We start from the raw sequence: 12,826 nt of genomic DNA on the forward strand, positions 1-12,826 counted from the left end.
AGGACTCCCCCTGTGACTGCCGATGCCCTCACCCGCGCGGGCCTGCCGCGCGCTGTTCTGCCGTGCCCGCATGCGCCTGGCCTGCGCCGCGCCCTTGCCCTGGCCGTCGCGCTGGCGCTGCCGCTGGCCGCCCATGCCGAGGCCCCGGCCGATGCCAACCCCACCACCCTGGACGGGTTGGAAGTGACCGCGCGCCGCCAGTCGCAGGCCGACAGCTACACCCTGCCGGTCAGCCGCGCCGCCATCGGCCTGGACCTGAGCGTGCGCCAGACCCCGCAGTCGGTCACCAGCGTCACCCGCCAGCAGATGGACGATCTGCAGATCGAATCCATCGATGACGTGCTGACCAGCACCACCGGCATCACCACCTATTCGCTGGACAACGCCGGCCGCACCACGTTCCGCGCGCGCGGCTTCGACATCGGCAACTTCAAGGTGGACGGCATGCTGGTGAACGGTGCCAGCAGCTTCAGTGGCGGCGGCGCGGCGCTGAACATGGATCTGTACGACCACGTGCAGGTGGTGCGCGGTGCCAACGGCCTGCTGGGCGGCACCGGCGATCCCTCGGCCACGGTCTACCTGGAACGCAAGCGGCCGACCGCCGACTTCGGTGGCGCCGCCGCGCTCACCCTCGGCAGCCATGACAAGCGCCGCCTGATGGGTGACGTGAACGTGCCGCTGACCGCCGATGGTCGCGTGCGCAGCCGCTTCGTGGTCAGTGCCGAAGATTCGGACACCTTCCGCCAGCGCGAAGACATCCAGCGCCTGGCCGGACTGGCCAGCTTCGAGGCCGACCTGGGCAGCGCCACCGTGCTGAACCTGGGCGTGCAGTACGAAAAAACCCGCAACGGCGGCGCGTCGTGGGGCAGCAACGTGCCGATCTGGTGGGCCGACGGCAGCCGTGCGCAGCTGTCGCGCAGCACCAACCCTGCCGCCGACTGGAGCCTGGCCAAGCGGGACAACACCACCGTGTTCGGCAGCGTGGAACAGGGGCTGGGCGCGGACTGGACGCTGCGCGTGGCGTTCGCCCACGACAGCGGTGAAAGCTTCACCAACTACGGCGTGGCCAAGGTCAACAACGCCGCGCGCAATCAGGGCTTCGCCGGCTTCTGGAACCCGGACGGCAGCGGCGCCTTCCTCAACGCCATCCACAGCGAATCGGAAACCCGCCGCGACAACCTGGACATCAGCGCCAGCGGCCCGCTGCAGCTGTTCGGCCGCGAGCACCAGCTGATGGTGGGCTTCAACGGCTACCGCAGCGAGATCACCGACTACAGCTTCAGCGCCGCGCTGGGCAACTGCACCATTGCCGGCGTGGCGCCGTGGAGCGGCTGCCAGTACCGCGCCGTGGGCCTGCCGATCGCCGACTGGCGCAGCTGGGATGGCAGCTACGCCGGCTTTGAAACCTTCCGCACGCCCGCACGCAGCAAGACCATCACCGAGAACCTGGGCGGCTACCTGGCCGGTCGTTTCAGCCTCGCCGACCCGCTGTCGCTGGTGCTGGGCACGCGGCTGAGCAACTACAAGACCTATACCCAGACCTACACCCAGGCCTCCGTGCGCACCCGTGGCGCGGCCAGTGGCGAACAGCAGGTGGTCACCCCGTATGCCGGCCTGGTCTGGGACTTCGCCGCGAACTATTCGGCGTATGTGAGCTACACCGATGTGTTCAGCCCGCAGGGCAACGTGCGCGATGCCAACGACACCCTGCTCGATCCGGTGACCGGCAAGAGCTACGAGGCCGGCATCAAGGGCGAATGGGCCGACGGCGCCCTGAACGCAGCGCTGGCCCTGTTCCGCAATGAGCAGAACAATGTGGCCGAAAGCACCGGCGAGGTGCATCCGGACACTGGCCTGACCATCTACCGCGCGGTGGATGGGGTGAAGTCCAAGGGTGCCGACCTGGAAATCAGCGGCCGCCTGGCCCAGAGCTGGAATGTCTATGCCGGCTACACCTGGCTGCAGGTCGATGGCCTGTCCTACCAGCAGGACCCGCGCCACCTGCTGCGCTTGAACACCACCTGGACCCTGCCCGGTGCGCTGTCGAAGCTGACCGTTGGCGGTGGCCTGTCGATGCAGAGCGGCACGGTGATGTCGACCAACCCCGGCCGCCCGCTGGGCGGTGGCCGCTACGACGCCAGCAACCTGCCGATGGGCGGCTATACCCTGGTGAACCTGATGGCGCGCTACGCCCTGACCGATACCGTGCAGCTGGCGGTGAACGTGAACAACCTGACCGACAAGACCTACTACACCCAGTACGGCTTCTACGACGGGTTGATCTTCGGCGAGCCGCGCAGCACCACCTTCAGCGTGCGTGCGCGCTTCTGATCCCACCGACGGCGGCGCCTGCACTGCGGGGCGCCGCCGCTTCTGGGAAGATGCAGCAATGACTGACAACGCCGCTGCCACCGCGCGCATCCTGATCGTCGATGACGATCCGGAAATCGGCGCGCTGCTGGCCGAATACCTGGGCCGGCACGGCCTGCACACCGATACTGCCGCCGAAGGGATGGCCATGTGGGCAGCCCTGGATCGCCAGCGCTTCGACGCGGTGGTGCTGGACCTGATGCTGCCGGGCGAGGACGGCCTGTCCCTGTGCCAGCAGTTGCGTGCGCGCACGGCGCTGCCGGTGATCATGCTGACCGCCCGCGGGCGCGCGGCCGACCGCATCCTGGGGCTGGAACACGGTGCCGATGACTATGTGGCCAAGCCGTTCGACCCGCGCGAGCTGCTGCTGCGGCTGCAGGCGGTGCTGCGCCGGGCGCAACCGGCGGCGCTGGCCACGCGGCTGCGCTTTGCCGGCTGGACCCTGGACACGCGCACCCACCAGCTGCAGGCCGACGATGGCCGCCGCCACCTGCTGGGCGATACGGATTTCATCGCGCTGCAGCTGTTCCTGCGCCACCCCGACGAAGTGCTGGAACGCGATTACCTGGTGGAACAGGTCTACGGGCGCGACCGCCTGCCCAGTGATCGCAGCATCGACATGTGCATCAGCCGGCTGCGGCAGATGCTGGAACACGACAGCCGCGCGCCGCTGCTGATCCGTACCGTGCGCCACCGCGGCTACTGCCTGGCCGGGCCGGTGCACGCCGATGGCTGAGCCGCGCCAGGGCTGGCCGCGCACCCTGTACGGCCGCCTGGTGCTAGTGCTGGTGGTCGGCATGCTGCTGGCCCAGCTGCTGACCGGCACGATCTGGCATGACGCCCGCTACGAGCGCGTGGCCGAGATTCCCGCGCGGCTGGCCGCCGCCCACGTCGCGCAGAGCCTGCGCCTGCTGGAAGCGCCGGGATCGCCACTGGCCGGTGCCGACCCCGCGTTGCTGTCCACGGCCGACCTGACCGTGCACGCGGTCGACGACGGTGGCCCGGTGCCGCTACGCGCGCGCGACCGGGCGGTTGAACACCTGCTGCAGGCCGCACTGGCCAGCGAACTGGGCGCGCCGCGCGAACTGCACCTGCAGCACCTGCGCCTGTACGACGGGCAGGGACGCGAGGACGACAAAGCGCTGTCGGCCCGCCACGTGGCCGGGCAGTTCCAGGTGCGGGTGCGCAGCAGCACCGGCCGCTGGCTGCAGTTCGACGTACGCGAAGGCCAGGCCGGCCTGCAGCTGGAGCCGGGCCACGCCCTGAGCGACTACCTGCTGCGCATCTATGGGCTGCGCACCTTGTTGATCGTGCTGCTGGCCCTGCTGGTGGTGCGCTGGCTGACCCGCCCGCTCACCCGCCTGGGCGCCGCCGCGCAGGCGCTGGGCCACAACCTGCACGCACCGCCGCTGCCACTGGAGGGGCCGCGCGAAGTGCGCCAGGCCGCGCAGGCCTTCAACCAGATGCAGCAGCAGCTGCAGCAGGCTGCACAGGCGCGCGAGGAACTGCTGGCCGCGGTATCGCACGACCTGCGTTCGCCGTTGACCCGCCTGCGCCTGCGTACCGAGCTGCTGGCCGATGAAAGCGCGCGCACGCGCTGGCGTGCCGATCTGGACGACATGCAGGAGCTGGTGGATTCGATCCTGGACTACAGCAGCGCCACCCAGCTGCGCGGCGAACGCGCGCCGCTGGATATCGACGCCCTGCTGCGCACGGTGGTGGACGATGCACGCGAGGCCGGGCATGCGATACAGCTGCAGGGACAGGTGGGCGTGGCCTACCGCGGCTTCCCGCGCAGCCTGAAGCGCGCGCTGGCCAACCTGCTGGACAACGCCGGGCGCTATGGCGGCGGCGCCTGGGTGAAGGCCTGGAGCGATGCTCGGGCCATCCACATCCGCATTGTCGATGAAGGGCCAGGCATTCCTGCCGAACAGCGCGCACGCATGCTGCAGCCGTTCCAGCGCCTGGAAGCCTCGCGCAGCGCGCGGCACGGCGGTACGGGGCTGGGCCTGAGCATTGCCGTGGCCGTGGTGCAGGCACACGGCGGGGAACTGCTGCTGGAAGACGGCGAGGCGGGGCGCGGGCTGTGCGTGCGCATCACCTTGCCGCACGCGCCCGGGTAGAGTCGAGCTTGCTCGACTGGCTTCTGTAGAGCCGAGCCATGCTCGGCTGTCTTGAAGCAGTCGAGCAAGCTCGACTCTACCAACAGCAGTCGAGCAGGCTCGACTCTACCAACGGCAGTCGAGCAAGCTCGACGCTACCCGTCAATCCGGTGCCTTGGCCGGTACGAATGGCGAGGTCGGGTCGCTGGCCGGGAAGGTCTCTTCCAGTGCCTGGTCCTGGTTGTCGCTGGCGTGCTGCTTGCGCTCGCGGCGCTTGAGCGGACTCTCCTGCCCGCCCCGGTGGCGGTCGCCACAGTCCTTGCGGTCCTGCGCCGCCTGTTCAGGGTGGTGGACCACGGGCAGGGCGTCCACGTGCTCGGCAGGCATGCCGGCGCCGCGGTCCTCGGCGTCGGCCAGATCGTGCTTGGCGCGTTGTTCGCCCGGAACCGGGGTGTGGGTCTGGCGCAGGGGATCTCGGCTGGACATGGGCGTGCTCCGCGGACGGGGTGTCCACTACAGCGCCGCGCGGGTAAAGGAACCGCGAACCCGGCGTCATGAACATATCTGTCACGGCTGGATAACGGCACCGCCGGTAATCCTGCCCACCCGCCTTCCTGCAGGAGCCGGCCATGCCCCGTCTTGAACGCCCCGCCCCGTCCGTGTTCAACGCCCTGCTGGACCCGGCCGCGCCGCGCCCGGCGCAGCGCCGCAGCCGTCGCCATGAAGATCCGCAGGCCGTGGCGCAGGACTACCTGCAGTACATGCTGAACGACTACGAGACCCGCCGCGCCCACGGCCACCGCAACTGGCGTGACCTGTGCCCGGTGTACGCCTTTGCGTTGACCACCCATGCCGCCGACTGGCCGCGCGGCGATGCCGCCGACACCTGCGAGGAACTGGCCGAGCACTGGGAACAGATGCGCGGGCAGTCGCGCATGGGTTGGGCGCAGGCGCGCCCGGTGGTGGAAGACGCCTGGCGCGCGCTGGACCACATTCCGACGGCAGCGGTGCGGCCATTGCTGCAGTGATGCAGCACCGAACCCACGCGTGCCTGCACCACCCGCCCTGCACGGCCTCGACACGGCTGTTTCACTGCGGCCGACGGAAGCTGTGCGCCCCGCCGCTATGCAGGTGTGCGCCATGGCCCGCCCAATCTGGACCGGAACCCTTTCCTTCGGCCTGCTGAACGTGCCGGTGTCGCTGATGTCCGGAGAACGCAAGGTCGACCTGCAGTTCCGCATGCTGGATTCACGGGATCGAAAGCCGATCCGCTTCGAGCGGGTCAACGCCGATACCGGCGAAGAAGTGCCGTGGAAGGACATCGTCAAAGCCTACGAGTACGACAAGGGCAGCTATGTCGTGCTGGAAGAAGGCGATATCCGCTCGGCGGCACCGGAAAGCCACGAAACCGTGGAAGTGGAAACCTTCGTCGATGCCAACGCCATCGATCCACGCTACTACGAGAAGCCCTACCTGCTGCTGCCTGGCAAGAAAGCCGAGAAGGGCTACGTACTGCTGCGTGAAACCCTGCGCGACACCGGCAAGGCCGGCATTGCGCGGGTCGTGGTGCGCACCCGCGAGTACCTGTGCGCGGTGATGCCGCAGGGCCATGCGCTGGTGCTGATGATCCTGCGCTACCCGCAGGAACTGGTCGATCCGGAAGATTACAAGCTGCCCACCGGCAGCCTGGCCGACTACCGCATCACCGCCAAGGAAACGGCGATGGCCGGCCAGCTGATCGAATCGATGGCCGCCGACTGGGACCCTTCGCAGTACCACGATGAATTCCGCGAGCGCCTGCAGCAGGTATTGAACAAGCGCATCAAGTCCAAGGGCGGTACCACCCGCGTGGAAGAAGAGCCGGAACCGCGCGAGGACGCCACCACCAACGTGGTGGATTTCATGGCGCTGCTGCAGAAGAGCCTGGATGCGAACACGCGCACGCCGGCGAAGAAGACCGCCGCACGCAAGGCACCGGCGAAGAAAGCCAGCAAGGCGAAGAAGGCGACCGCGAAAGCCGCTGCCAAGACCGGCAAGGCAACGAAGAAGGCCGCGCCGCGCCGCAAGGCAGGCTGAGCCGTGTCCCTGCACCAGTACCGCCGCAAGCGCCGCCTGGGCGGGGGCAGCGGGCAGACCCCCGAGCCCGACGATGCCCCGGCGACCGGCAACCCGAAGCGGCGCCCGCAGTTCGTCATCCAGCTGCATCACGCCAGCTCCCGCCACTACGACTTCCGTCTGGAGATGGATGGCGTGCTGAAGAGCTGGGCGGTGCCCAAGGGCCCGTCGCTGCGCGTGGGCGAGAAGCGCCTGGCGGTGCAGGTGGAAGATCATCCGCTTTCCTATGCCGGTTTCGAGGGCGACATTCCCGAAGGCCACTATGGCGCGGGCCATGTGCAGGTATTCGACCACGGTAGTTGGGCCTGCGAAGGCGACCCGCTGCAGGCCCTGGCCGACGGCAAGATCGACTTCGTGCTGCACGGGCAGCGCTTGGCTGGCGGCTGGAAGCTGGTGCGCACGGCCATGAAGGGCCGCCAGGTGCAGTGGCTGCTGATCAAGCGCGATGATGCGCAGGCACGCGATGCGGAGGCCGATGATCTGCTGCAGGAAGCCACGCCATCGCGCGCGGTGGCTCGCAAGCGCACCACGCCCCGCAAGGCCGATGCACGTTGGCACGCGCGCGCGCTGAAGCTGCCCGGTGCACGTGATCATGCGTACCCGCGCGGCTTCAAGCCCCAGCTGACCGATCACCGCGACAGCGCACCCGACGGCGAGCGTTGGCTGCATGAGATCAAGTGGGATGGCTATCGCCTGCTGGCCGACCTGCACGAGGGCGAGGTGAAACTGCGCTCGCGCAATGGCCTGGACTGGACCGCCGATTTCCCCGAAGTCACCCAAGCCGTGCGCGCGCTGCCGGTGCGCGATGCGCGCCTGGATGGCGAGCTGGTGGTGCTCGATGCACAGGGACGCAGCGACTTCGCCGCCCTGCAGCGGGTGATCGATGGCAGTTCGAAGCAGCCGCTGCGCTACATCGTGTTCGACCTGCCCGGCGTGGCCGGCGTGGACATCAGCCGTGCGCCACTGGTCGAACGCAAGGCCTTGCTGAAGCAGCTGATCGGGCCGGAACCGGGCACGCTGGCCTTCAGCGAGCACGTGCTCGACCACGGGCCGGCGGTGTTCGCCGCCAGTGGCGACGCCGGCTTCGAGGGCATCGTCAGCAAGCAGGTGGACGCGCCCTACGTGAACACCCGCGCGCGCAGCTGGGTGAAGGTGAAACATGAAGACAGCGACGAGTTCGTCATCGTCGGACACACCGCACCCAAGGGCAGCCGGGTCGGCTTCGGTTCGCTGCTGCTGGCCACGCCCGATGGCGGTGGCCTGCGCTATGTGGGGCGGGTCGGCACCGGTTTCGACGATGCAAGCCTGAAGAGGCTGGGCAGCGTGCTGGCGCCCTTGGCGGTGAAGACGCCGGTGCTGGAACTGCCGGCCCATGTCCCGTTGCGAGCGTCCAGCGTGCGCTGGGTGAAGCCGCAGGTGGTGGCCGAGGTCGCCTTCCGTGGCTGGGGCAAGGAAGGGCTGCTGCGCCAGGCCAGCTTCAAGCGCCTGCGCAGTGACAAGGGAAAGCAGGACCTGGGCGTGGCACAGCCTGCCGCGGCGCGCGATGACACTGCCGTGGCCATCAGCCATCCCGAACGGGTGGTGTACCCGCGGCAGAAGCTCAGCAAGGGGGATGTGGCCGACTACTACCGGCAGATGGCGCGCTGGATCCTGCCGGAGATTGCCACTCGCCCGCTGTCACTGCTGCGTTGCCCGGACGGCGTCGGCAAGGCCTGCTTCTTCCAGAAGCACCACGGACCGGGCCTGGGCGATGCGGTGCATGCCGTGCCGCTGCAGCAGAAGAGCGGGCGCGAGGACTACGTTTACATCGACGATGCGCGCGGCCTGTTGCAGCTGGTGCAGATGAACACGCTGGAGCTGCACCCATGGGGCGCGACGGTGGATGATCCCGAGCATCCGGATCGGCTGGTGTTCGACCTGGACCCCGGTGACGGTGTGTCCTGGGCACAGGTAAAGACGGGTGCCCGCGATGTGCGCGACCGCCTGCTGCAGGTCGGCCTGCAGAGCTTCGTGCGGTTGTCCGGTGGCAAGGGCGTGCACGTGGTGGTGCCATTGCAGCCGAAAGCCGATTGGGAACAGGCCAAGGCATTCTGCGAGGCCTTCGCGCTGGCGATGGTGCTGGAACAGCCTGAGCGCTACGTGGCCACGATGAGCAAGGCCAAGCGCAGCGGCGTGATCTTCATTGACTGGCTGCGCAACACCCGCGGTGCCACCAGCGTGTGCTCGTGGTCGCTGCGGGCACGCGACAGCGCCGGCGTCGCCGTGCCGCTGCGCTGGGACGAGCTGGCGCGGGTGAGTGCTGCCGACGCCTTCCCGATGGCCAAGGCCTTGGCCCGGGCGAAGCGGCTGAAAGTCGACCCCTGGCAGGGCATCGAACGGTTGCAGCAGGTATTGCCGCGCGGTAATCGGTAGCGCCGGGCCACGCCCGGCGCTACCAGATCAATGCGGCGTCGATCAGAAGTCCGCGCGGATGCCGAAGGTCACCCGGCGCCCGGAGAACTCGTACTGCGTCGGGAAGGCCTTGTTGATCGTATACCCGCTGGTCTTCTCATCCAGCAGGTTGATCGCTTCCAGGTTCACCTTCCAGGTGTCGTTCAGGCGCAGGCCGATGGACGCATCCAGCTGGCCATAGGCATCGCGGTAGACCGGGTACATGTTCAGGTGGATGTACTCGACGTACTTGTCCTTGTAGTTGTACGAGGCGCGCGCGCTGAAGCGATCGTTCTCGTAGTACAGGGTGAAGTTGTACGCCTTCTCGGCCAGGCCTTCCGGCGGCGTGGGAATGTCCAGGTCCGACGCGCCGGTCAGCGAGTTGTCCAGCTGGGTGTAGTTGGCATTGATGCCCCAGCCTTCCAGCGCGGGATGCAGCATCGACAACGGCAGCTGCGCCACCAGCTCCACGCCGGTCACCTTGTAGGAACCGTCCGCATTGACCGGCTGGTAGACATCGAAGTCGTAGTAGCCGTCCAGCGAGCCGTTGGCGTTGAGCTTCTCCACGCCGGGCACGATGCCGGTCAGCGACTGCCGCACCACGCCATCGATCTTCTTGGAGAAGTACGATGCGGCCAGCAGCCCGCCGTTCTGCAGGTACTTCTCAAGGCCCACTTCCCACTGCCGGGCGGTGGTCGGCTTCAGTGCCGGGTTGCCGTCCATGAAGCGGAAGCTGCTCCAGCTGACCGTGCGGCGGTAGGCGATGTCGGTCAGCGACGGGCGCATCAGCGTTTCCGATGCGGCACCGCGCAGCACCAGGCCATCGGCAATCTCGGCGGTCATGTTGAAACTGGGCAGCACATCGCTGTAATCGCCGCTGCTGGAAATCGGCGTGGGCGTGTAACCGTTGCTGCCATCGGCGTTCTGCACCGGGTGGAAGCCGGCCGAATCCACATCGGTGTCGATCGAGCGCACACCCAGGTTGGCATACACCGGCACCCGGCCGATATCGAAGTAGAAATCCGCCATGGCGTACAGCGCCAGGGTCTTTTCCTTCACTTCGTAGTACTGGCCCGGATCAATCGGCGTGCTGTAGCCGGGGTAGCGGAACGTCGCGCGTGCGTAGGCGTTGGACACCTGCTGCCAGTCCAGATCGCTGGGGCGATAGCCGCCGCCAGGTGCCAGCTGGCTGATCCAGGTCGGGTTGCTGTCGGCCAGGGTGCGGGTGTTCACCCAGGCCACGCTGCCGGCGCTGGGGCCCTGGATCTTGCCGCTGCCGAACGCGCGTTCCTTGGTCTTGTCGGTATAGCGCGCGCCGAACTGCACGGCGTTGAGCGCGGGGAAGAACGCAAGCTCCAGCTGCCGGCGCAGGTCGAGCTGCGCGGCGTACTTGTCATCCTTCACGTTCTCCACTTCGGTTTCGTAGGCCTCGAACAGGTACTTTTCCGGCGAGGCATACATGTTGAAACCGTTGGAGGCTGCACTGGGCACGGTCTCGCCGCCATCGGCAGTCCAGCGCGTGCGCGAGGGCGCATAGGCCACATGCTTCAGGTTGGCATAGTCCGAATCCTTGCGCGCGCCCGAATAGCCGACCAGCGCGTCGATATCCCAGCCGCCCACCTTCCAGTCCAGTTTGCTGCTGAACTGACGGTAGTCGGTGTTGGCGCTGCGCTCCTTGCTGAGGATCTCGTGCTGGGTGGCGGTGTAGGACACATCCTTCAGCACGGTGATGCCATAGGCCGACAGGGTGTCGCTGTCGTAGTCGTGGATGGTGTCGAGCGTGCTGCGGCTGGAGGCCGAATAGGCGGCCGCATCGTACTCGTCCTCATGCGTGTCGTAGCCACCGAACATGGCATCGAAGCTGAGCGAGAACGTATCGCTGGGCTTGAACTGCAGCGAGGCGGTGGCGCCCCACTGGTCCTGCTCGTTCAGATAGACGCGGTCGCCGACCTTGTCCTGGAAGATGATGCGGCTGGTTTCATCCTTGTCCATGCGGTCCTGCACGATGATGCCCGCATCGCGCGCCAGCACCGCCGCGGCCTGCGCGCCGCGCGTGCCGGACGCCTCCAGGAAGCGCCCCATCGGCCGGAAGTTGATGCCCGAGTTGGAGTCGGTACGGTTCGTGCGCTTGGCCTTGGAGAACGACACCAGGCCACCCCAGTCGCCCCAGGTGTCGCTGGCCAGGAACGAGATCTTCGGATCGATCTTGCCGTTGATCGAGTTGTGCGAGGCTTCGGCCGAGGCACTGAACTTGGGTTCGGCATAGTCGAACGGCTTGGCGGTTTCGATATAGACCGAACCGGCGATGCCACCTTCCTCGTCGGCCGCGGTCGGTGACTTCTGCACCGTCACCGTCTGCACCACATCGGCGGCGAAGATGTCGAACTGCACATCACGCCCACCGCTGCCGGAGGCGGTGGCCAGGTTGTTGATCGACACCAGGGTGAACTCGCTGGGCAGGCCACGCACGCTGACCTTGCTGCCCAGGCCCTTGTTGCGCTCGATGGTGACACCGGGCATGCGCTGCAGCGCTTCGGCCAGGTTCTGTTCGGGGAAATCGGCCACGTCGGTGGCCACGATCGAATCGGAGAAACCGATGTTGGCGCGCTTGAGGTCGACGGCCTTCTCAAGGCTTTTGGCGTAGCTGCCGGTCACGGTCACCGTGTCCAACTGCTGCAGTTGCTCGCGGGTATCGCCATCGGCGGCCTCTTCGGCCATCGCGTCGATGGGCAGCACGGCCAGGCCGCCGATCAGCACCGCATGCACGGCGCGGGACAAAAGCTTCGCATGGGGAGCCGCAGCGGCGGCTTCCCGGGTCTGGTGACGCATCGGATGATTTCCCGGTTCCCTGTGGTGTCTTACGCCGCGCCTGCCCCTTTATCCGTGGGTGCAGGCCCCTGCGCCGCGTTGCCGACGTTCGGCGGGCACCGAGCCTAGGGAGGAATTGTTAAGCCTGTGTTGCGCTGCGCGAGGGACGGCGCCCGAACCACCAGCCCAGCAGCAGTTGCACCGGCAGTGACAGCAGCAGGGAAACCGCGAACCAGCGCGGGAAATCGCCGCCCATCAGCCACAGACCGTAACCGGAACCGAGTACCAGCAGCAGCCACACCGACGTGCCGTGCGCGCGCGGCCAGCGCGGCGCGTAGTAGGTCGCGAAGGCAATGGCGGCGATGCCGCCCAGCACGCTGAAGGCCAGGTCCCAGCCCAGCTGCGCTTCACTGCCGGGATGCAGGCCGAACAACGACGGCAGCCAGCCGCCGGCGCTGCTGACCAGGGTAAGGGCAAGCAGCGCACCGATCAGGGCGACGATGGACAGGAAGATGGATTTGAACAGGGCAGGCATGCACGCATTGTAAGGCGTGCGGGCTCATGCCTTGCCGGCGGCCTGCAAGGCGGCGAACTCTGCATCGCTGAACAAGCGCGAGCGCACCAGGAAGCGCACACCTTCGCCGTTTTCCAGCGAAAACATGCCGCCCCGCCCGGGCACCACGTCGATGATCAGCTGTGTGTGCTTCCAGTATTCGAACTGCGACGGGCTGATATGGAACGGCGCACCCCCGATCTCACCCAGGCAGACGTCACGGTCGCCCACGATGAAATCGCCCTGCGCGAAGCACATCGGCGAAGAGCCATCGCAGCATCCACCGGATTGATGGAACAGCAGCGGGCCGTGGCGCGCATGCAGCCGCTCGATCAGCTGCAGTGCGGCCAGGGTGGCGGTGACCTGTGGCGGAAGGTCGTTCATGGGCGCCTCGTTGCGGGTCAGAGCCCTCTGCCCGTGGCAGAGGGCTCTGACCCTTTGCACGCCT

At 67.5% G+C, this 12,826-nt stretch carries 10 protein-coding genes; 6 read left to right on the forward strand and 4 right to left on the reverse strand.

The annotated features are described in order from the left end of the window. The first annotated feature begins 12 nt into the window (after nucleotides 1-12). Genes C1932_RS00105 through C1932_RS00115 form a run of 3 tightly spaced genes read left to right on the forward strand, consistent with a single transcriptional unit; the run spans nucleotide 13 to nucleotide 4,493 of the window. Nucleotides 13-2,331 carry a TonB-dependent siderophore receptor gene (locus C1932_RS00105; RefSeq protein ID WP_199911991.1) on the forward strand — a complete coding sequence of 773 codons (2,319 nt, stop codon included), beginning with the start codon at nucleotides 13-15 and terminating at the stop codon, nucleotides 2,329-2,331. Nucleotides 2,332-2,389: 58 nt separating this feature from the next. Next, nucleotides 2,390-3,106, forward strand: coding sequence for a response regulator transcription factor (locus tag C1932_RS00110; protein ID WP_108760797.1), 717 nt, complete (start codon nucleotides 2,390-2,392; stop codon nucleotides 3,104-3,106). Continuing rightward, nucleotides 3,099-4,493: an ATP-binding protein gene (locus C1932_RS00115; protein WP_108760798.1), complete on the forward strand. Its 1,395-nt coding sequence runs from the start codon at nucleotides 3,099-3,101 to the stop codon at nucleotides 4,491-4,493. The genes C1932_RS00110 and C1932_RS00115 overlap by 8 nt, the downstream gene beginning before the upstream one ends. A 141-nt stretch (nucleotides 4,494-4,634) precedes the next feature. Here the strand turns inward: C1932_RS00115 and C1932_RS00120 are convergent, their stop codons facing one another. After that, nucleotides 4,635-4,958 carry a hypothetical protein gene (locus tag C1932_RS00120; RefSeq protein WP_108747923.1) on the reverse strand — a complete coding sequence of 108 codons (324 nt, stop codon included), beginning with the start codon at nucleotides 4,956-4,958 and terminating at the stop codon, nucleotides 4,635-4,637. Between the two features lie 143 nt (nucleotides 4,959-5,101). Between C1932_RS00120 and C1932_RS00125 the strand changes: the two genes are divergently transcribed. The 3 genes from C1932_RS00125 (at nucleotide 5,102) to ligD (ending at nucleotide 8,999) form a co-directional block, all read left to right on the forward strand. Next, on the forward strand, nucleotides 5,102-5,500 hold the full coding sequence (locus tag C1932_RS00125) for a hypothetical protein (protein WP_108751691.1): 399 nt from the start codon (nucleotides 5,102-5,104) through the stop codon (nucleotides 5,498-5,500). A 112-nt stretch (nucleotides 5,501-5,612) separates the two neighbouring features. Then, on the forward strand, nucleotides 5,613-6,548 hold the full coding sequence (locus C1932_RS00130) for a Ku protein (RefSeq protein ID WP_108763295.1): 936 nt from the start codon (nucleotides 5,613-5,615) through the stop codon (nucleotides 6,546-6,548). Nucleotides 6,549-6,551: 3 nt separating this feature from the next. After that, entirely contained in the window at nucleotides 6,552-8,999 is a 2,448-nt protein-coding gene (gene ligD / locus C1932_RS00135) for a DNA ligase D (RefSeq protein ID WP_108760799.1), read from the forward strand. 42 nt (nucleotides 9,000-9,041) lie between these two features. On the opposite strand, the gene C1932_RS00140 is transcribed toward ligD, so the two are convergent. From C1932_RS00140 to C1932_RS00150, 3 genes are all read right to left on the reverse strand, one after another. Continuing rightward, nucleotides 9,042-11,795 (reverse strand): TonB-dependent receptor, encoded by a 2,754-nt coding sequence (locus C1932_RS00140; RefSeq protein WP_234412226.1) that lies wholly within the window; start codon nucleotides 11,793-11,795, stop codon nucleotides 9,042-9,044. A 169-nt stretch (nucleotides 11,796-11,964) separates the two neighbouring features. Next, on the reverse strand, nucleotides 11,965-12,360 hold the full coding sequence (locus C1932_RS00145) for a hypothetical protein (protein WP_108760801.1): 396 nt from the start codon (nucleotides 12,358-12,360) through the stop codon (nucleotides 11,965-11,967). A 24-nt stretch (nucleotides 12,361-12,384) separates the two neighbouring features. After that, nucleotides 12,385-12,762, reverse strand: a complete 378-nt coding sequence (locus C1932_RS00150) for a DUF779 domain-containing protein (protein WP_108747928.1) — start codon at nucleotides 12,760-12,762, stop codon at nucleotides 12,385-12,387. Between the last annotated feature and the right edge of the window lie 64 nt (nucleotides 12,763-12,826).

This window comes from Stenotrophomonas sp. YAU14D1_LEIMI4_1 (assembly GCF_003086815.1).
Classification (GTDB): domain Bacteria; phylum Pseudomonadota; class Gammaproteobacteria; order Xanthomonadales; family Xanthomonadaceae; genus Stenotrophomonas.